The sequence below is a fragment of the Aeromonas sp. A600620 genome, from assembly GCF_029479985.1.
Lineage (GTDB): Bacteria > Pseudomonadota > Gammaproteobacteria > Enterobacterales > Aeromonadaceae > Aeromonas > Aeromonas veronii_A.
Window position 1 is genome coordinate 25314 of record NZ_JAAKXB010000011.1, and the last position, 20365, is coordinate 45678.

At 61.8% G+C, this 20365-nt stretch carries 18 protein-coding genes; 7 read left to right on the top strand and 11 right to left on the bottom strand.

What is annotated here, in order from left to right; all coding sequences use genetic code 11:
* Positions 1 to 563: 563 nt before the first annotated feature.
* The 6 genes from cspE (at position 564) to G5533_RS14075 (ending at position 6320) form a co-directional block, all read left to right on the top strand.
* Complete coding sequence (cspE, locus tag G5533_RS14050) at positions 564 to 776, top strand: transcription antiterminator/RNA stability regulator CspE (protein WP_005316548.1); 213 nt, start codon at positions 564 to 566, stop codon at positions 774 to 776.
* 305 nt (positions 777 to 1081) lie between these two features.
* Positions 1082 to 2440, top strand: coding sequence for an NCS2 family permease (locus G5533_RS14055; RefSeq protein WP_421255478.1), 1359 nt, complete (start codon positions 1082 to 1084; stop codon positions 2438 to 2440).
* 238 nt (positions 2441 to 2678) lie between these two features.
* The gene (dhaK, locus tag G5533_RS14060; RefSeq protein ID WP_064341830.1) at positions 2679 to 3749 is read left to right on the top strand and encodes a dihydroxyacetone kinase subunit DhaK; all 1071 of its coding nucleotides are present in this window, start codon (positions 2679 to 2681) and stop codon (positions 3747 to 3749) included.
* A 9-nt stretch (positions 3750 to 3758) separates the two neighbouring features.
* The gene (dhaL, locus tag G5533_RS14065; RefSeq protein ID WP_021231630.1) at positions 3759 to 4388 is read left to right on the top strand and encodes a dihydroxyacetone kinase subunit DhaL; all 630 of its coding nucleotides are present in this window, start codon (positions 3759 to 3761) and stop codon (positions 4386 to 4388) included.
* Between the two features lies 1 nt (position 4389).
* Positions 4390 to 5106 carry a dihydroxyacetone kinase phosphoryl donor subunit DhaM gene (dhaM, locus tag G5533_RS14070; RefSeq protein WP_216952176.1) on the top strand — a complete coding sequence of 239 codons (717 nt, stop codon included), beginning with the start codon at positions 4390 to 4392 and terminating at the stop codon, positions 5104 to 5106.
* A gap of 131 nt (positions 5107 to 5237) precedes the next feature.
* A complete protein-coding gene (locus G5533_RS14075; protein WP_042032199.1) occupies positions 5238 to 6320 on the top strand; it encodes a glycerol dehydrogenase in 1083 nt (360 codons plus the stop codon).
* Positions 6321 to 6410: 90 nt separating this feature from the next.
* Here G5533_RS14075 and dhaR read toward each other — a convergent pair whose 3' ends face one another.
* The 5 genes from dhaR to G5533_RS14100 all read right to left on the bottom strand — a co-directional run bounded on the left by dhaR (position 6411) and on the right by G5533_RS14100 (position 11618).
* A complete protein-coding gene (gene dhaR / locus G5533_RS14080) occupies positions 6411 to 8312 on the bottom strand; it encodes a dihydroxyacetone kinase operon transcriptional regulator DhaR (protein ID WP_421255482.1) in 1902 nt (633 codons plus the stop codon).
* Positions 8313 to 8422: 110 nt separating this feature from the next.
* Positions 8423 to 9283 carry a patatin-like phospholipase family protein gene (locus tag G5533_RS14085; protein ID WP_216952179.1) on the bottom strand — a complete coding sequence of 287 codons (861 nt, stop codon included), beginning with the start codon at positions 9281 to 9283 and terminating at the stop codon, positions 8423 to 8425.
* Between the two features lie 277 nt (positions 9284 to 9560).
* A complete protein-coding gene (locus G5533_RS14090) occupies positions 9561 to 10460 on the bottom strand; it encodes a hypothetical protein (RefSeq protein WP_227341848.1) in 900 nt (299 codons plus the stop codon).
* Positions 10461 to 10534: 74 nt separating this feature from the next.
* Positions 10535 to 11224, bottom strand: coding sequence for an LrgB family protein (locus tag G5533_RS14095; protein ID WP_005341581.1), 690 nt, complete (start codon positions 11222 to 11224; stop codon positions 10535 to 10537).
* Entirely contained in the window at positions 11217 to 11618 is a 402-nt protein-coding gene (locus G5533_RS14100) for a CidA/LrgA family protein (protein ID WP_441254927.1), read from the bottom strand. The genes G5533_RS14095 and G5533_RS14100 overlap by 8 nt, the downstream gene beginning before the upstream one ends.
* A 134-nt stretch (positions 11619 to 11752) precedes the next feature.
* Here G5533_RS14100 and G5533_RS14105 point away from each other — a divergent pair, with 134 nt between their 5' ends.
* Positions 11753 to 12637 (top strand): LysR family transcriptional regulator, encoded by an 885-nt coding sequence (locus G5533_RS14105; protein WP_216952181.1) that lies wholly within the window; start codon positions 11753 to 11755, stop codon positions 12635 to 12637.
* Here G5533_RS14105 and G5533_RS14110 read toward each other — a convergent pair.
* The 6 genes from G5533_RS14110 to argE all read right to left on the bottom strand — a co-directional run bounded on the left by G5533_RS14110 (position 12631) and on the right by argE (position 20342).
* On the bottom strand, positions 12631 to 13515 hold the full coding sequence (locus G5533_RS14110) for a transporter substrate-binding domain-containing protein (RefSeq protein ID WP_216952182.1): 885 nt from the start codon (positions 13513 to 13515) through the stop codon (positions 12631 to 12633). The two genes, G5533_RS14105 and G5533_RS14110, sit on opposite strands and share 7 nt — an antisense overlap.
* Before the next feature lie 111 nt (positions 13516 to 13626).
* Positions 13627 to 14418: a substrate-binding periplasmic protein gene (locus G5533_RS14115; RefSeq protein WP_216952183.1), complete on the bottom strand. Its 792-nt coding sequence runs from the start codon at positions 14416 to 14418 to the stop codon at positions 13627 to 13629.
* Positions 14419 to 14485: 67 nt separating this feature from the next.
* Positions 14486 to 15379, bottom strand: a complete 894-nt coding sequence (locus G5533_RS14120) for a hypothetical protein (RefSeq protein ID WP_216952184.1) — start codon at positions 15377 to 15379, stop codon at positions 14486 to 14488.
* A gap of 136 nt (positions 15380 to 15515) precedes the next feature.
* Positions 15516 to 15980: a Cys-tRNA(Pro) deacylase gene (gene ybaK, locus G5533_RS14125; protein ID WP_005336092.1), complete on the bottom strand. Its 465-nt coding sequence runs from the start codon at positions 15978 to 15980 to the stop codon at positions 15516 to 15518.
* Positions 15981 to 16331: 351 nt separating this feature from the next.
* Entirely contained in the window at positions 16332 to 18965 is a 2634-nt protein-coding gene (ppc, locus tag G5533_RS14130; protein ID WP_069554237.1) for a phosphoenolpyruvate carboxylase, read from the bottom strand.
* Between the two features lie 231 nt (positions 18966 to 19196).
* Positions 19197 to 20342, bottom strand: coding sequence for an acetylornithine deacetylase (gene argE, locus G5533_RS14135; protein ID WP_421255483.1), 1146 nt, complete (start codon positions 20340 to 20342; stop codon positions 19197 to 19199).
* Positions 20343 to 20365 lie beyond the last annotated feature (23 nt).

Here is a 20365-nt window from a genome sequence, read left to right on the forward strand (position 1 = left end):
CCTGCGGGCGTTTGCATGTCTGGGCGATGCTCGATGAGCCAGATTTGGCGCTGCCATTGATTTGCAGCCCAGAAGCTAATCGCAGCAGCAAAGAAGTGATTTACATTGTGACTTAGAGAGAACGCCAACTGACAATCCCCGGTCTATCGCCACCTTTTTCATTTTTTCTCATATTTTTTGTCAGAACTGGCTACATAGTCAGGACAAAAAAGCCGAATCTGACTTGCCACAGGGTGATATGAGTCTGCACTGATTTTTCTATGCCGTTGAAATGCATCATGTTTACTATAAAAAATGATATTTTTGGCTGTTACAAAACATTAATATCGAGATAAAGTTTGCTTTAAAAATGAGAGCGTGTTTTAATCTTTCTCGATGGTTCGGCAGTTCAGACCTGATTATGTTAGGCAGTCATTTTAGTAAAGCAGTGATTAGCATAAGAATTATCCTCGGATAATTCTTATCAATTAATTCTCCTTCTTTAGTGCTCCCCATACGTATTGCTGACGAAAAATCAAAAATTGCCATTTAGGTGGCATTCAACACTATTTAAGGAAATTATTATGTCTAACAAAATGACTGGTACCGTTAAGTTCTTCAACGCTGAGAAAGGTTTTGGTTTCATCTCCCCGGCTGACGGCAGCAAAGACGTGTTCGTACACTTCTCCGCTATCCAGTCCACCAGCTTCAAAACCCTGGACGAAGGTCAGCGCGTTGAGTTCACCATCGAGCAAGGCCAGAAAGGCCCGGCTGCTGCCAACGTAGTTGGTCTGTAATTCAAGCCGGAGCATGCTGCTGATGGCTCATGCCAACTGCTGACAGCTCTGCAAGAATTTAAAAAAACCCGCTTAGGCGGGTTTTTTGTTTTTCCCCGCTTTTTCCTCACAGATCTCCCCTCCCCCGACCGCTTGATCCCTCCCTTACACGCTCTCACCGCTTGAGTCTTAGAATGAGCTCCGAATGGACTCAAAATGTAAAATAGTGACGAAAAAGTCAGGTTATCCGCTGTATTTGCCGCGAATTCTTGCTATTTTGCGCGCCACCAACGCAAACGATTTCCTTCACACTTTCAGGATTAGTTATGGCAAAGCAAGATATGGCCGCCCAAACAGGGACTGGCGGCTTTCTGGACTCTTATTTTTCCATTTCTGCGCGCGGCAGCAGCGTGCGTCAGGAGCTGGTCGCGGGGCTGACCACCTTCCTGGCGATGGTCTACAGCATCATAGTGGTGCCGAATATGCTGGGTGCTGCCGGCTTTGAGCAGGGCCCGGTGTTTGTGGCCACCTGTTTGATCGCCGCCTTCGGCTCCCTGCTGATGGGGCTGTGGGCCAAGCTGCCGATGGCTATCGGTTGCGCCATCTCTCTCACCGCCTTTACCGCCTTCAGTCTGGTGCTGGGTCAGGGACTGAGCATTCCGGTCGCGCTGGGCGCCATCTTCCTGATGGGTGTGCTGTTTACCCTGATCAGCGTCACCGGCGTGCGCCAGTGGATCCTGGATAACCTCCCCTCCGGCATCGCTCACGGTACCGGCATCGGTATCGGTCTGTTCCTGCTGCTGATCGCCACCAACGGCGTCGGCATGGTGATCAAGAACGAAGGAGCTGGCCTGCCGGTACAACTGGGTGAAGTGACCGCCTTCCCGGTCATCATGACGGTGCTGGGTCTGGCTGCCATCTTCGGTCTGGAGCGTCGCAAGGTGCCGGGCGGCATCCTGATGGTGATCATCGCCATCTCCATCCTCGGCCTTATCTTCGACCCGAAAGTGACCTGGCAGGGCTTCTTCGCCATGCCGAGCCTGACTGGCGAGAAAGGCTCGCTGGTAGGCAGCATGGATCTGCTGGGCGCCCTCAATCCGGTAGTCATTCCGACCGTACTGGCGCTGGTGATGACAGCCGTGTTTGACGCAACCGGTACCATCCGTGCCGTGGCCGGTCAGGCAGGCCTTATCAACGAACGTGGCCACATCATCAGCGGCGGCAAGGCCCTGACTGCCGACTCCGTCAGCAGCATGGTGGCAGGCGTCGTTGGCGGTGCTCCGGCGGCCGTCTACATCGAATCCGCCGCAGGCACCGCGGCCGGTGGCAAGACCGGTCTGACCGCTGCACTGGTCGGCGTGCTGTTCCTGCTGATGATCTTCCTCTCCCCGCTGAGCTATCTGGTACCGGCTTACGCCACCGCACCGGCGCTGATGTATGTCGGTCTGCTGATGCTGGGCAACGTCACCAAGCTGGACTTCAGCGACTCGGTCGATGCGCTCTCCGGCATGCTGTGTGCCGTCTTTATCGTGCTCACCTGCAACATCGTGACCGGCATCATGCTGGGCTTCGTGGCGCTGGTCGTTGGCCGCATCTTCGCTGCCGAGTGGAAGAAGCTGAACGTCGGCACCGTCATCATCGCCCTGGCGCTGGTGGTCTTCTATGCCGGTGGCTGGGCCATCTAACCCGCCCGCATATTCCGGTTGTAGCGAAGGGCCCTGCGGGGCCCTTTTTCATGGCTGTGAGTCAGCTAACAGTTTCCCGCCCGCCAGCCCTGCGCCGTTTCAGATTGAAACACCGAGCCCCCTTCTGCTGTTTCAAATCCGAACCAAATCACCCGTCATTTTTATCCCTTTTTCTGTCGTTAGACTGGCTCCATCAACCATTTGCCCACCCGTGCGGTGGCAAGCCAAGGAGTGAGCCATGAAGAAACTGATCAATGCCGTCGATGCTGTGGTCCGTGAACAACTGATGGGGATGGCAGCCGCCCACCCCGAGCTCAAGGTACGTATCGAACCCCACTACATCACCCGCGCCGACTCCCCCGTGATGGGTAAGGTGGCGCTGGTCTCCGGCGGTGGCAGCGGCCACGAGCCGATGCACGGCGGTCTGGTGGGCAAAGGGATGCTGGATGGCGCCTGCCCCGGCGAGATCTTTACCTCTCCGACCCCGGATCAGATGTACGAGTGCGGTCAGGCCGTTGATGGCGGCGCGGGCGTGCTGTTTCTGGTGAAGAACTACACCGGTGACGTGCTCAACTTCGAGACCGCGGTCGAGCTCCTGCACGGCGACGGCGTAAAAGTGGGCTTCGCCCTGATCGATGACGACGTGGCGGTCAAAGACAGCCTCTACACCGCCGGTCGCCGTGGGGTTGCCACGACCGTGCTGTGCGAGAAGCTGGTCGGTGCCGCAGCCGAGGCGGGCTATGACCTTGCCCGCTGCGAGGCGCTGGCCCGCCGCATCAACAACCAGAGCCGCACCATAGGCGTGGCCATGCATGCCTGCACCGTGCCGGCCGCTGGCAAGCCCTCCTTCACTCTGGCGGACAACGAGATGGAGTTCGGCGTCGGTATCCACGGCGAACCGGGCATCGAACGTCGCCCCTTCACCGACCTCAATACCCTGGTGGACGACATGTTCAGCGAGCTGGCGGACAACACTCCCTACGGCCGTACCCTGCGCCACTGGGATCGCACCAGCGGCAGCTGGCAGGAAGAGCACACCTTTATTGAACCACTCAACAAGGGCGATCGGGTTATCGCGCTGGTTAACAGCCTCGGCGGCACCCCCATCTCCGAGCTCTATGGCGTCTATGGTCGCCTTGCCACCCTGTGCGAGGAGGCGGGCATCCATCTGGTGCGCAACCTGATTGGCCCCTACTGCACCTCGCTCGACATGACCGGCATCTCCATCACATTGCTCAAGGTGGATGATGAACTGATGACCCTGTGGGATGCCCCCGTTCACACCCCCGCCCTGCGTCGCGGCTGCTAAGGAGAACCCATGTTAAGCAAGCATCACATCGTCAACTGGCTGCTCGACTGCGAGCATATCTTCACCGAGCAGCGTGACTACCTCACCGCGCTGGATACCGACATCGGCGACGGCGACCACGGCCTCAACATGCAGCGCGGCTTCGCCAAGGTGGCCGAGAAGCTGCCAGCAGTGGCGGACAAGGATATCGGGCAGGTACTGAAAACCACCGGCATGACCCTGCTCTCCTCGGTCGGCGGTGCCAGCGGCCCGCTCTACGGCACCTTCTTCATCCGGGCGGCGGCCAGCAGTGACGCCTGCCAGAGCCTGAGCCTCAGTCAGCTGTGCAAAATGCTGAGCGACGGGGTCGAGGGGATCGTCTCCCGCGGCCGTGCCGAGCCGGGCGACAAGACCATGTGCGACGCCTGGTGGCCGGCACTGGCCGCCCTGCAACAGGCGCAGCAGCAAGAGCTGCCGCTCAACGAAGCACTGGATAAAGCGGTGGCAGCCGCCGCGGCCGGTACCGAGGCGACCATCCAGATGCAGGCCCGCAAGGGGCGCGCCAGCTATCTTGGCGAGCGCAGTATCGGCCATCAGGATGCTGGGGCCACCTCGACCCTGCTGCTGCTGACCGCCCTGCGTGACAGAGCGAGGTTGTGACATGATCGGAATCGTAGTTGTCTCTCACAGCGCCATGCTGGCGGCCGGTTTGAAAGCGCTGGCCGACCAGCTCGGCAGCCCGGCCCGATTGCTGCTGGCGGCCGGGGTCGATGACCCCGACCACCCCATCGGTACCGATGCCATCGCGGTGATGAGTGCGATTGAAGAAGCGGACGACGGCAGCGGCGTGCTGGTGCTGATGGACTTGGGCAGCGCCCTGCTCAGCGCCGAGACCGCCCTCGAACTGCTGCCCCCGGAGCTGAGCGCGAGGGTGCGACTCTGCCCCGCCCCGCTGGTCGAGGGTACCCTGGCCGCCATGGTGGCGGCCGGTTCCGGCCTGACGCTGGATGAGGTGGCCGCCGAGGCGATCGGCGCGCTGGGCCCGAAACAGGCGATGCTGCCTGCCAGCGCGGCGCAGGCCGCCACCGAGACAGCCCCCGTTGTCGACGACGGCTGGCTGCGCTGCGAGGTGGTGGTGGATAACCCCCACGGCCTGCATGTGCGCCCCGCCGCCCGACTGGTGGCCGCCCTCAAGCCCTTTGCCGCCGAACTCAAGCTGCAAAAGGGGGATAAAGAGGCCAATCCCCGCAGCCTGACCCGGCTCGCCATGCTCAACGTGCGTCAGGGCGATGCGCTCACCCTGCTGGCGCGCGGCGAGGATGCCACCGCAGCATTGACCTGCTTCCAGCAGCTGGCCGACGAGCGTTTCGGCGACTGACGCCGCACGCCACTGTTTCAAGGGCTGCACTCGCTCGCTGAGCCTGTGCAGCTTCATTCAAGACGAAGGAGTCCCCGGCACAGCCGCCCCTTCGCCCCGATTCTTAATTCATAAAGAGAGAGGGATAAAATATGGACCGCATTATCATCAGCCCCAGCAAATACGTGCAAGGCAACGGGGCCCTCGCCAATATCGGCAACTACGTCAAGGCGCTCGGCAGCAAGCCGCTTATTCTGGCCGACGCCTTCGTCACCAAGCTGGTGGGCGATACCGTAGCCACCAGCTTCCACGGCGCCGGTATCAAGCCGGAGTTCGACTGCTTCAACGGCGAGTGCTCCCGCCCCGAGATCGACCGCCTGCTGGCCCGCTGCCAGCAGACCCCGTTTGACGTCATCATCGGCATCGGCGGCGGCAAAACGCTGGATACCGCCAAGTCGGTCGCCTTCTACCAGAAGGTGCCGGTGGTCATAGTACCCACCATCGCCTCCACCGATGCCCCCACCAGCGCGCTGGCGGTCATCTACACCCCGGAGGGGCAGTTCAGCGAATACCTGATGATCCCGACCAACCCCAACATGGTCATCATGGATACCGGCGTGGTCTCCCGCGCCCCGGTACGGCTGTTGGTCTCCGGCATGGGTGATGCGCTCTCCACCTACTTCGAGGCGCGGGCCAACAAGGTGTCAGGTTGCCAGACCATGGCCGGTGGTGCCTCCACGCTGGCGGCGCAAGCCATCGCCGAGCTCTGCTACAAGACCCTGCTGGCCGATGGCTACAAGGCCAAGCTGGCGGTGGAGCAGGGGCTCTGCACCAAGGCGGTGGAGAACATCATCGAGGCCAACACCTATCTGAGCGGTATCGGCTTCGAGAGCAGCGGACTGGCCGCTGCCCACGCCATCCACAACGGTCTGACCCAGCTCGCCGAGTGTCACCACCTCTACCACGGTGAAAAAGTGGCGTTCGGTACCCTGGTACAGCTGGTGCTGGAGAACGCGCCGATGGCGGAGATCGAAACCGTGTTGGGCTTCTGCCGCTCTGTGGGCCTGCCGACCAACCTGCATATGATGGGGGTCAAGGAGCTGGATATGGCGCGCCTGATGGAGGTGGCCAAAGCCTCTACCGCCGAGGGCGAGACCATCCACAACATGCCGTTCAAGGTCACTGCCGAGGATGTGCTGGCGGCCATCGTCACCGCCCACCAACTGGGGCTGTAGCAGCGCCACCACTGACCTTGCCATATAAAAACGGCCCCGCAACTGCGGGGCCGTTTCGTTTTCTGCGGGCCAGTTGGCGACGGGTCGCCGTCAGCCGTGATAGTCGGCGGGATCGATCTCGAGCAGCTTGAGCCGCCGCCACAGGGTGGTGCGGCTGATGCCCAGATGCTGGGCCATCTGGCTCACCTGTCCCTTGCAGGCGTGAGCGCAGCGCAGGATGGCTTGCCGCTCCAGCTCCGCCAGCGTGAGCAGCGGTTGCCCCACCACCTCATCCGCCACCCGCTGATAGCCGTGCCGAATGGCGGCAGGCAGCGCCTCGGGCGGGATCGGCCCCTGACCGGCGTGAAGCAGCGCATGCTCGACGGCACTGCGCAGCTCCCCCAGATTGCCGGGCCATGGATAGGCGAGCAGACAGTCGAGGGCCGCCGGACTGAACTGGCGCACCGGCTCGCGCCCCTGCGCCCCTAGCTGCTGGCTGATCAGGCCCGGCAAATCCGCCGCGCGCTCCCGCAGCCCCGGCAGCCACAGCTCGCACGCCTGCAAGGCATAGAGCAGCTGGCGGCCAAACAGCCCCTCCTGCACCAGCTGCTCCAGCGGAGCGCTGCTGGTGGCGATGATCCGCACCTTGAGCGGCAGGATACGGGCCGAATCGAAGCGCTGGATGCGGCCGGTCTTGAGCAATTGCAGCAGCGCCGCCTGCATGGGGGCAGAGAGGCACTCCACCTGCTCCAGCACGAGCGTGCCGCCGTGGGCCAGCTCGAACTTGCCCGCCCGCTCCTGCCCCGCCTCGTCGGAACCCATCAGCTCCAGCGCCATCCGCTCGCTCGGCAGCGCCTTGCAGTTGAGGGTAATGAGCGGCCCGGCGGCCCGCTCACTGCCAAAGTGGATCGCCTCCGCCAGCTGGGCCTTGCCCACCTCCTCCTCGCCGCGCAGCAGGATCGGCCCCTGACTCTGGGCCGCCTGCCGGGCGTAGCGCAGCAGCTTGCGCATGGCGCTCGACTCCCCCACCAGCGCCGACAACTCGGGCACCGTCTGGCGCAACTGGTGAATGGCCCGCAGCCGATCGACCGGGTGCAGCAGGGCGATAAAGCTGACCCCCTCCGGCCCCGGCAGCGGCTTGAGGCTCACCAACGCATTGATAAACTCCCCCTCCTGCGCGCCGAGCCGCTCCAGCGTCACCTCCACATGGCTGAGCGGCGTCTGCCCCCTGATGGCCAGCTGCAACCGCTGGGGTAGCAGCAGGTGCTGCTCCAGCGGCTGGCCGAGACAGAGCGCCGGATCGAGCCGCAGCCGGTGTGCCGCCAACGCGTTGAGGTAGCGCAGTCGGCCCTGCGGATCCCAAGCCAGTACGCCGTCATCCATGCCATCGAGCAGGGCGTAAAGCTCGCTCAGGTGGTGCTGGGACTCCTGCATCAGGGTCTCCATCTGCAGCAGATGGGCCAGCTCGCGCCCGGCGCTGACGGTGAGCGCCAGATCGCCGGCGCTCGCCTCCTCCACCTTGCAGATCAACGCGATGATGGCGACCTGACGGCCATTGCTGTTGTAGACCGGGCTGGCACAGCTGTGCCACGGGTGGAGGGTCTGATTGAAGTGTTGAGCACCGCTGACGCAGAGCGGCACGCCCTCCAACGCGGCCAGATTGATGGCATTGGTGCCGATACGCCCCTCGCTGAAGAAGGCGCCGGGGCCAAACCCCAGCGCCGCCAGCTCGCGCAGGGTGGCGGGGTGGCCGGTCCGGGCCAGCAGGCAGCCGCTCTCGTCGGTGAGCAGCAGGGCGCAGGGGCGCCCCTCCATAAATTCGTAGAGATCTTCGAGGGCCATCTCGCCGGTGGTGAGCAGATCCCGTTTGCGCTGGCGCAGGCTCTGCAAGGTCTGCCCCTTGGCGCTGTGGGGTGGATGCCAGAGGGTGGCACTGGTCTGGTGGGCGCAGCGCAGCCAGGAGGCCTGCAGATAGTCAGGCCAAGCGAGCAGCGGCTGAAGGTCAGATGGCATGGTCACAGCAATATCCGGCAAGATGTGAGCCGACCATTTAACCACGCCAGCGCCCCCGATTCAGTGACCTGCCTCAGAGGGTGGCAACGTTTAAAGACACCAGGTTGCCGCTAAGCGGCACGTACAGTCCTGACTGCCCGCAGCACGCTCTGGCGCCCCTGCCAGTAACCCTGCAGATAGCCGGACTCCAGCTTGATCGGATCCTGGGTAAAACGGGAGACCATGAAATCGGTCGGTGGCGCGATCACCTCGATGTCGCAATCGGCAGGGGGATTGGCGATGAAATCGAGCGCCCGGTTGTAGGCGCGATCCCGCTCCAGCATAGCTTGCGCCAGTGCAGGCTGGGTTTTCAGCAAGGCTTTGACCATCCAGCAGAAACGGGCCGGCTTCTTGCGATAGCCCCGGGGTTCCGACAGCACCACTGTCATCCGCCGTGCACCGCGCCGATAGGCCTCGATCACCGGAATGGAGTCGCTGATGCCGCCATCGGCCATGGGGCGACCATCGACACAGGGGGTATCATGCTGCACCACCGGCAGGGCGCAGGTGGCGGTCAGCACCTCATCCATGTTGTCGGGCCGCACCGGCAGATAGATGGCCTTGCCGCTCGCCACATCGGTCGCCACCGCATAGAAGGGAATGTCGCGGGCGCAGAAAGTCTCGAGATCGAGCGGGAAGCGATGGCGACTGGCTTGCCACAGCCAGCCGATGTCCACCAGATCGCCCCCTTTGACAAAGCGCAGGGGATCGAGAAACCGGGAGCTGCAAGCCAGCTCGGTGATGATGTGGTGGCTGCGGCGCGGCTGCTCGCTCAGATAAGAGACCAGATTGGTGGCACCGGCCGAGACGCCCATGACGAAATCGAACGGGTAGTGGTGACTTTCGACAAACGCATCGAGCACGCCGCTGGCAAAGATGCCGCGCATCGCGCCCCCTTCGACAATCAGGGCGCAAGAGTGGGGATTAAACATAACAAGGCTCCGTCAGCTGTAATACCTGCCGGGATCGATCCCGGCCCAGTGATGGACGCCTTCATGCAGAACATCAAGACGCCGCAGCAGGACGATTCAGGCTCACTCGCGCAAGCCAGAAGCGGACAGGAGCAAACCTGAACCGTGAAGCGACCCCCAGTATATGCAGCGCAACAACCATCAAAAAATGAATTTAAATAATAAAAAACATGCCTTTTTGGCATGGTTTAGCACATCAGCAGAGACGGCCCTTTATCCGCTAACAACACCATCAGGTTCAAGGCAGCCCGGGCCCGAACGTCCCGTCAACGGGGTTGTAGTGGTAGGCCCTATAATCAAAGTCCACCTTATCAAGGCGCGGATTGGCCAACTCGAACAACAGGCGTCTGGGGAGCTGCGCCTGCTCGAGGGAAGGTTTGAAGTGGCACAGCCAGAGCTGTTGCAGCGAGCCATCCCGCCACGCCAGCTTGAGGCCGACCGAGAGGCGGCGGATGGCGGCCTGATTATCCTTGTGGGTGTAGAAGAGATGGAGGAAGGGATAGTGCAGCGCCACTCGCCGATCCACGGTGAGGCCGGGCAGATCACTGTGCTGCTCCTGCTCGATAAAGAGCTCGTTGGCACCGCGGCAGAAGAGATCGATGCGGCCACGGGCCACCAGCTTGAACAGCCGCTCGTAACCGTCGACCTCCTGCACCTTGAATCCCCCATGACGCAGGATCTCCGCATCCTGCCAGCCACGCCCCTGCCCGTGCAGAAATTGCTGCAGCTCGGTCAGGGTATTGACCCTTGCCACTGCGTCGGCCTGCTGCGGACTGACAAAGCAGATGCGATAACCGAGGATGCCCAGCTCCACCGGAAAGCGGACGTAATCCAGCGCTCCGCTCTCTGCGGCCGGACGCAGACTGTCGGCCACAAACAGATTGGGGTATTGCTGAGTCTGCACAATCTGTCTCATCCGGATACGGTTCATAGGCGGTGCGGTCCGCAGCTCGTAGTCACCGAAGCTGTCGCGGGTCTTCTCCAGCGCCAGCTGCAACAGATCGCGAAAGTAGAGGGTACGCAAGTCCCGATCGCTCTCGGGGCTGATATGAGTGATGACGTCGCTCGCCCTTAGGGGAGTGGCAAGGAGGGAAAGACTGCACAGCAGCAAGCAGGAAGCGAGGCGATGAAAGGTCATACTGCTCATCCCGGGAATACACGCTCACTAGAGTGTAGCGCCGGGGCGAGCAGCCTTCTAAAGGGAAGCCAGGCCTACCAGAACATCCGGCCCAGCAGGGGCGCCAGCAGCACTGTCACCATACCGGCGATCATCATCACCATGCTGGAGACCACTCCCTCCTCATTACCCATCTGATAAGCCCTGGCAGTGCCGGCGCCGTGAGCCGAGGCGCCAAACCCCGCCCCCTTGCCGAGGCGACTGCGAATGGCCAGCACGGTGAGCACACTCTCCCCCACCGCCATACCAATCACCCCGGTCAGCACCACAAACAGCGCGGTGAGATCGCTCTGACCGCCGATGGCGCGGGTCGCCTCCACCGCAAACGGCGTAGTGATGGAGCGCATCGCCAGACTGCGCTGCAACATGTCGGAGAGATCCAGCCAGCGGGCCAGCAGCACGGTACTCCCCACCGCCATGATGACCGATGCGACCACCCCTACCGACAGCGACAGCCAGTGGCGGCGAATGAGCTGGCGGTTCTCGTAGACCGGCACGGCGAAGGCAACGGTGGCGGGGCCCAGCAGCCAGAGCAGCCAGTGGGATTCCGCCATGTAATCCTGATAGGGGATGTGGAACAGCAGCACCACGGCCACCAGCAGGGTCGGCGCCAGCAGCAGCGGCATCAGCGGCAGGATCCGCTTTTTGCCGTAGAGCCATTTGCTGGCGTAGTAGAAGAGCAGGGTGAGGGCGAAACAGATCAGCCCGAGCAGGGTATCAGACATGACGGCGACTCCAGCGGGCCAGTTTCAGTTCGAGGCGGTAAACCCGATCCACCACCAGCGCCGTGGTGCCGAGTACCAGGGTGGTGCTCACCAGCAGCACCACCATGATGCGCCACCCCTCTTGCAGCAGCAGCTCCTGATAGTTGACCACCGCTACCACGGCGGGGACGAAGAAGAGCAGCATCTCGGCCAGCAGCCAGCGCGCACCGGCACTGAACCACTCGGCCTTGACCACTCCGAGCAGGATGCAGGCCAGCAGCAACAACATGCCGGTGAGGTTGGCGGGCAGCGGCAGATGGAGGGTACGCACCGCGGTATCGGCCAGCAGCCAGATGGCTGCCAGCAACACAATCTGGAAGGGAGTCTGTAACCAGCGCAAGCAGAGGGCTTTCATGATCATCGTCTTTCTGTGAACCGGCTCACAGTATAGAGTTGAGCAAAACCTGCCAGAAATGAATTAAAATTATCAAATTCATGCCGCATAGGCATACTTCATCCCGTACCCGCCAACACGAGTCGAGAGAGTCCATGGATATTCGCGCCCTGCGCTATTTTGTCGAACTGGTGCGGGAAAAAAGCTTCACCCGCGCCTCTGAAAAGCTGTTCGTCACCCAGCCCACCATCAGCAAGATGATCCGCAATATCGAAGAGGAGCTGGGCCAACCCCTGCTCAACCGGGAAGGGCGCCGCTTCACCCTGACCGACAGCGGCCAGGTGCTGTTCAACCGGGCCCAGACCATCTTGGCGGAGATGCAGCAGCTGGAGGCCGAACTGGCGGATCTGCAGAGCCTGCAACACGGTCGCCTCACCCTCGGCATTCCCCCCATGGTGGGTCACGTCTATGCGGATCTGATCCGCGCCTACCGCACCCGCTATCCCAAGGTGGAGCTGACCCTGGTGGAGTATGGCGGTCGCCGTATCGAACAGGCGGTGCTGGAGGGGGAGCTGGATCTCGCCATCACCATGCTGCCGACCAAAGAGGGGGGGGCCCTCAGCGCGCTGGAGCTGGATCAATACCCGATCCGGGTAGTGCTGCCTGATCAACCCCGCTGGCATGGCGAGACGCCGCTGCGGCTGGAGTCCCTGCAGGAGGAGCCCTTCCTGCTCTATACCCAGGCGTTTACCCTGAGCGAGCGGCTGGAGCAGGCATGTCAGGAGGCGGGCTTTGTGCCGCAGGTGGCGGCGCGCAGCAGCCAGTGGGATTTTCTCACCGCCATGGTACGCAGCGGCATGGGGGTCGCCTTCTTGCCGGAGCCGGTCTGCCACCGGCTGACCCCGGATGGTCTGGTGCTGCGGCCGCTGGAGCCCGAATTGAGCTGGCGACTCGGGGTGATCTGGCCGAGCGAGCGCTATCTCTCCCGCACCGCCGAGGCCTGGTTGGCCCTCTGCCGCCAGCGGCAGGCACCTCAGTAATCGCCGAAGCGATCGGTCTGCGGATTGTAGAAGTAGGGGCGGAAATCGAAGCTGATCCCGTCGAGGAAGGGGTTATCCAGTCGCAGCAGTCGGCGCTGGGAGAGCTTGGCAAAGGCGATGGCCGGGCCAAAGCTCTTGCGCCACAGCGCCTGTAGCGAGCCATCCTGCCACGCCAGCTGCAACCCCCGCTCGACCCGCTGCAGCGCCTCGCGATTGTTGGGATTGGTGTAGAAAACCCGGGGCAGCGGGTAGTAGATCAACAATGCATCATCCACCAGCAGGTCCGTCATCTCCTTGTGGGTCAGCTGCTCGCTGCGCAGCTCGCTCACCCCGCGGCAGAAGAGATCGAAGCGGCCCCGCGCCACCATTTTGAACAGCTTTTCGTACCCCTCCACTTCCACCACCTCCATCCCGGCGTAACGCAGGATATCCACATCCAGCCACCCCTTGCCCTGACCGAAGGTGAACTGGCGCAGCCCCTTGAGGTCGGTCACTTTGCTCACCGCCCCCTTTTGCTGCGGGCTGACAAAACAGATGCGGTAGCTGACGATGCCCAGATGGATGGGAAAACGGACATAGGCGAGCCCCAGATCCTCGCGGGTGCTGCTGTAGCTGTCCATTACAAAGAGGTTGGGATAGTTGTCGAGCTGCATGCTGACCCGCTCGCGCGCCTTGGTCATGGGCGGCGCAGGCTCCAACAGATAGTCGCCAAACTGGTCGCGGGTCTTGTCGAGGGCGAGCCGCAGCAGCTCCCGATCATAAGTGGTGCGCGGGTCCCGCTCGCTCTCCGGGCTGATATAGGTAAACCGGGTGGCCGCCTGTCCGGTCAGCGACAACATGCAGAGCAGAGCGGCAGCCAGCAGATGCAGGGGTGACATAAACCGCGCCTTGGCTGAAGGGGTTCTTTCAGTGTAGCCCCTAGCTTGGCCGCTCGGCCCTGCCGCCACCCCACGCTCTCCTCCACTTTTCGGCCAGTCGCATCCATCAGCCTACTCCCCCACCGGAGGTGTGCTTCTGAGCGATGTGGCATAACGCTGATAGGCAGCAGAGTCGCGCACCTGCTCGATAGCATCCCACGCCTGCCGGCTTTGTCGGGGATGAGATTGATAGAAGCGGTGAGAGAAGACCAGATAGTAGGGCTTCTCCACCAGTACCGGCGACAGCCGCTCGATACGGGCCTGCAACGCGGGATGGGCCGCCAGAATGCTGTCGGCCACCTCGGTCTGGATGGCGGTCGCCTGCGCCCGATCCATCACCAGCTTTTTCAACATGATCAGCGGGTCACGGCTGGAGTCATCCACCTCGGCTCCCGCAGCCTGCAACCAGTCGACGATGGAGAATCCCGACTGGGCCGCCACCATGCCCTTGATCCTGAGGGTGGTGCCATCCCACAGGCTCTTGCCCCCCTTTAGCTGGTAGAGGCTGTAGCTCTCGGTCAGCAGCCGCTTGGCGGGGTCGGGTTTGCCCTCACGCATGGGATAGACCCCCACCCTGGTCGCCCGCTCGACGCTGTAACTCATCTTGATGGCCGCATCCATCTGGCCACTGCTCACCCGAGAGAGGCAGCGCTTCCACGGCAGCGGCGTCAGCACGATCTCGGCATTGAGGGCGGTAGCAACCGCCTTTAGGTGATACTGGACAATCCCCTCCCCCGATTGCAGCAGCCAGGGGTAGGAGTCACTGTTTTCGAGGCAGGTACGCAGCGTAAAGACCGGGGCTGCACCGCCGGTGGCAGGCAGCAGCAACGCGATGAAGAGCAAGGAGAGGGCAGATGCGTGCATGGGCCATCTCCTTTGCGGCAATGATCTCTCCCTTACTCTATCAGAGCTGCGCACCTGATAACCCGGCTCAGGGTTGTGAACCGAAATCATCCGTCAGCGGGTTGTAAAGGTAGGGGCGATAGTCAAAACCGTCCTTGGGTAACTGCGGATTGCCGAGCCGGACAATCTGGCGAGCCCCCAGATTGGCAAACACCAGCGAGGGTTGGAAGTGATGGCGCCAGAGCCGTTTGAGCGAACCATCCTGCCAGGCCAGTTGCAGACCGCGCTCAAGGCGCTCGCGCTCCTGAACGTAGCGGGCATTGCTGTAGAACACGTGGATCAGCGGATAGAAAAGGGCCAGATGGCGATCGACCGTCAAACCGGCCACCTTGCCCTGATGAGATTGCCACTCCGACAGGATCTCGTTGGCCCCACGACAGAAGAGATCGATGCGCCCTCGTGCCACCATACGAAACAGCGACTCGTAGTTATCCACCTCATGCACAGTCAGCCCGCCGTTGCGCAGGATCACCGCATCCTGCCAGCCGGTGCCCACCCCTTGAGTGAAGTGGCGCAACTGATCCAGGGTGTTCACCCGCGCCAGCTCGGCAGCACGATCCGAGCCGACGAAACAGACCCGATAGCCGAGGATCCCCATATCGATCGGGAACGGGATCGATGCCACCTGATCCGCCACTGCCTCCCCCTGATAAGGCCAGCTGTCGACAATAAAGAGGGCGTTTTTGCCCTGCTCCTGCACCTCGATCCGCATCCGCGCCTTGTTCATCGGCAGGGAGTCCAGCAACTCGTAGTCGCCATATTCGGGGCGAGTTTTCTCTAGCGCCAGCTGCATCACCTCACGGTAATAACGCATCCGCATATCCTGACTGTTTTCAGGGCTGAGCAGGGTAAAACGGGTGGCAGCCAGCAAGGCAGAGGGGAGGGATAAACAGAGGCAAAGCAACAGAAGTCGGTACATCATGGCTGAACTCATACAACGGGGTTCACCCATTATAGACTGGCACGCACCCCGTTGAGCACAGGGCACGCGCCCGCTCACAGGTGGGGCTATCCGGGCCACCACAGGCCCGGAGAACAGGTTCACAACGTGCCCGGCACTACTCTTCGCCGATGGGAGCGGCGATCCACTTCATCAGCGTCAGCATATCCTGCGGCGCCACACCGACCGAGAGGCCGCGCTTGCCGCCGCTCACCAGGATCTCGTCAAACTGCAGCGCCGACTCGTCGAGCACGGTGGGCAGCAGCTTCTTCTGGGCCAGCGGGCTGATGCCACCCACCTTGTAACCGGTCAGCTTCTCCGCTTCCGCCGGTTTCATCATCTCCACCTTCTTGAGGCCAGTCGCCTTGGCCAGCTGCTTCAGACTGCACATGCCGGATGAGGGAACGATGGCCACCACCGCCTGCTTGTCGTGATGGGCAACCAGAGTCTTGAACACCTGCGCCTCCGGCAGCCCGAGCTGGGTCGCGGCATGCTTGCCGAAATCGTCGTGGGCTTCGCACTCGTAGGGGTAGAGCTTGTGGGGAATTTTTAGCTTCTTCAGCAGGTTGATGGCAGGAGTCATGATGGTTGCCTTGAATCGAATCGCATAAAAACAAGGCCAAACAGTCTGCGCCTGCATGGCGAGGGATGCAAGCCGGAGGGGAAATATGTACCCATCACCGATAATACGTAGGGTGCAATTAACAAGGTGAATTGTGCCACTTGCCCTATGAAACACAGGACGAGACTAGGCAAAGAGCATTTTCGAGCGGTGCAATGCGCTGTGCTTATTGCACCCTACAAAATACCGCCCAAAACATGGGTGAGGCTCCCATCGAGCCGAATTCTGCCGGGCAACAAAAAAACAAAGGGCGCCTTATTGGCGCCCTTTGGCTTGATAGATATAACTAAAGCCTCTTGCTTGGGCTGGCTATCAACCCGTATTGCGCATACCTGCGGCAATACCGGCGATGGTGACCATCAGCGCCTTGTCCAGCTCGGGGTGCAGGGTCTCCGGGTGGTTGCGGGAGCGGTTGAGCAGCTCGGCCTGCAGCACGTTGAGCGGGTCTGTGTAGGGGTTGCGCAGCTTGATGGACTCCTTGATCCAGGGCTGATCCTCCAGCAGATCCCCGCGCGGGCTCAGTTTCAGCACCACTTCAATAGATTCGGCGAGCTCCTGACGCAGCTGTTTGCCAAGGCCCCACAGCTCCTGCGGCACCAGACGGGTGTCGTAGTACTCGGCGAGCCAGACGTCCGCTTTGAGGAACACCATCTCCAGCATCTCGAGGCGAGTGCGGAAGAAGGGCCACTGGGCGCTCATCTCTTCCAGCACCGCCAGCTTGCCGCCGTCGATGGCCTGTTGCAGCGCCTTGTGGGCACCGAGCCAGGCCGGCAGCATCAGGCGGTTCTGGGTCCAGGCGAAGATCCACGGAATGGCGCGCAGGCTCTCGACGCCGCCGTTGGGCTTGCGCTTGGAGGGACGGGAGCCGAGCGGCAGCTTGCCGAGCTCCATCTCCGGGGTGGCGGCACGGAAGTAAGGGACGAAGTCCGGATGACCGCGCACGATACTGCGGTAGTGCTCGCAGGAGTCGGCGGCCAGCTGTTCCATCACCTCGCGCCAGCACTCTTTCGGCTTGGGCGGTGGCAGCAGGTTCCCTTCCAGCACGGCGCTGGTGTAGAGCTCCAGACTCTTGATCGCCACTTTCGGCAGACCGAACTTGAAGCGGATCATCTCCCCCTGTTCGGTGGTACGCAGACCGCCGCGCAGGGATCCCGGCGGCTGGGAGAGGATGGCCTGATGGGCAGGCGCACCACCACGACCGACGGTACCGCCACGGCCATGGAACAGGGTGAGGCGGATATTGTTGGCTTCGGCAAGTCCCACCAGGGATTCCATGGCGGCGTACTGGGCCCAGCCAGCAGCCATCATGCCGGCATCCTTGGCAGAATCGGAGTAGCCGATCATCACGTACTGACGACCCTGGATGTAGCCACGATACCAGTCCACCGAGAGCAGACGCTCCATCACGGCGGTGCCTGCCATCAGGTCATCCTGGGTTTCAAACAGCGGGGCGACCGGCATGCGGAACTTGCAGCCCGCCTCTTTGAGCAGCAGTTGCACCGACAGCACATCGGACGGCGCACCGGCCATGGAGATGATGTAGATGCCGAACGCATCGGGGTCGTGCTCGGCGATAACCTGACAGGTATCGAGCGTCTCGCGCACCTCGGCGCTCGGTTCCCAGTCGTGGGGAATGAGCGGGCGGCGAGAGTTCAGTTCGTTGAGCAGGAAGGCCTGCTTGTCATCTTCGCTCCACTCGGCGTAGTCACCCAGACCCAGATAGCGGGTCAGCTCGGAGAAGACCAGCCCGTGACGCTCGCCATCCTGACGGATATCCAGCTTGACCAGATGGATGCCGAAACAGGCGACCTTGCGCAGCACATCCAGCAGCATGCCATCGGCGATGTTGCCCATGCCGCAGGCGTGCAGTGAGTGGTAGCAGAGCTCCAGCGGCTCGCGCAGCTGGGCGGTAGTCTTGACCAGATCCTGGCTCTCGCTCGCCTGACCCTGCACCTTGGCAGTGAGATGCTCCTTGGTTTCGCGCAGCGCTTCACGCAGCTCGCGCACCAGCGCACGGTAGGGCTCGGGGTGATCGCCAACGCGAGCGCGCACGGCGTCGGTACAGTCGGACATGGAGAGCTCGGAGGTGAGCTCCTTGATGTCTTTGTAGAACAGGCTCACCGCCATCCAGCGGCCCAGCTCCAGCACTTCGGCAGTCACCTTGGCGGTGACGAAGGGGTTGCCGTCGCGGTCACCGCCCATCCAGGAGGTGAACTTGACCGGCGCGGCATCCAGCGGCAGCCGCACACCCAGATGGTGTTGCAGACGCTCGTCCAGATTGCGCATGAATTCGGGGATGGCAGGCCACAGGCTGTTCTCCACCACGGCGAAGCCCCACTTGGCCTCGTCGACCGGAGTCGGGCGCTGTTCGCGGATCTCGTTGGTGTGCCACGCCTGATTGATGAGCTGCTCGATGCGATTGAGGATCTTGTCCCGCTCGCGGGGCAGCAGGTCGGAGAGCTCCAGCGCCTCGAGGCAGTCGTTGAGCTGTACGTGCTTGTGGATCAGGGTGCGACGGGTCACCTCGGTGGGGTGAGCGGTCAGCACCAGATCGATATCCAGCTCGCGCACGGCCTGAATGATGGCCTCTTGCGACAGGTTAGACGCTTTCAGCTTGTCGAACATCTGCTCCAGCGGGTCCGGGGTGCAGACCTGCTCTTCACAGCGACGGGAGATGGTGTGGAACTGTTCCGCCACGTTGGCCAGATTGAGGAACTGGCTGAAGGCGCGGGCCACCGGCAGCAGTTCATCATCGCTCAGGGTGCGCAGGGTATCGAGCAGACGTTCCCGGTCTGATTCATTGCCCTTGCGGGAGGACTTGGCCAATTGGCGAATGGTTTCGATCTTGTCGAGAAAGGCCTGACCCTGATGATCCTTGATGGATTTACCCAGCAGCTGACCCAGCATACCTACGTTGGCGCGTAGTGCGGCGTACTTTTCGTTCATTCCACATCCTTATCTTGTTGGTGCCTGACACCCATCCGGGGTGCTAGACGACCTCACTTATTGTTGTGCGATTACAACATATGCTCCGTCATCTTAGGGTGACAATCTACCCAGATTGTCTGCGCAAGGTCAAATAACAGGCCGATTCAGAACATGTATTTCCCTCACCACTCCACAACCGGCTTGTTATGTAACTTACTTACAGTTTTTACGCCCCTTTCACCGCCGCCGCTACAGGCAAAAACGTCTGATCAGGTGCTGCAACACCGAGGTGGTCGGCTTGACGAAGGAGAGGTCGAGATACTCATCCGGCTGGTGCGCCTGGGTGATATGGCCGGGGCCCATCACTATGGTCTGGCAGCCAAGCTGCTGGATAAACGGCGCCTCGGTGCAGTAGTTGACCGACTCGGCGGCGCGACCGCTCGCCTTCTCTGCTTCGCGCACCAGCAGAGAGTCGTCGGCGCAAGCGTAGGCGGGAATGGGTTCATGCAGATGTTGCATATGCAGGCAGCCCGGCTGGTGGATCTCGATGGGTGACAGCGCCTCTTTGAGCATCCCCATCAGCTCATCCGGCCCCACCTGCGGAGTGGGTCGCAGGTCGATATGCAGCTCGCAGCAACCGCAGATGCGGTTCGGGCTGTCACCGCCCTGAATGTAACCAAGGTTCAGGGTCGGCTGCGGCACGGCAAAGCGGTGATCGGCATAGCGATCTTTCAGATCCTGCTGCAAGCGCAGCACCTGCCCCATCGCCTTGTGCATGATCTCCATGGCGTTGACGCCGTTGGCGGGATCCGAGCTGTGACCGCTCTTGCCGGTAATGCGGATCGCCTCCGACATATGCCCCTTGTGGGCCACCACCGGCACCAGCCCGGTCGGCTCGCCAATCACGGCGTAGTCGGGTTTCAGCTCGGCAGCGGCGGCGATGGCACGGGCCCCCGCCATGGTGGTCTCTTCGTCGGCAGTGGCGAGAATACGCAGCGGCTTGGTCAGCTTGGTGAGGTCGATCTCTTTGAGCACCTCGACGATAAAGGCGAAGAAGCCCTTCATATCGATGGTGCCGAGGCCATAGAGGCGATTGCCCTCTTCGGTCACCTTGAAGGGATCCTTGCTCCACCCTCCTTCATCAAACGGCACCGTATCGGTGTGACCCGCCAGCAGCAGTCCGCCCTCCCCCTGACCGATCGTCGCCACCAGATTGAACTTGCCCGGCAGCTCGGGGAGCGCAGTTACCTCGCACTGAAAACCGAGCTGACCGAACCAGTCGGCCAGCAGCCGGATCACCGCCTCATTGCTCTGATCCCACTTGGGATCCGTGCTGCTGATAGAGGGAATCGCAATAATATTCTTATAAAGTGAAAAAAAATCCAGATTGGCCATCAGCTCCTCCTTGCGTCCCCGGA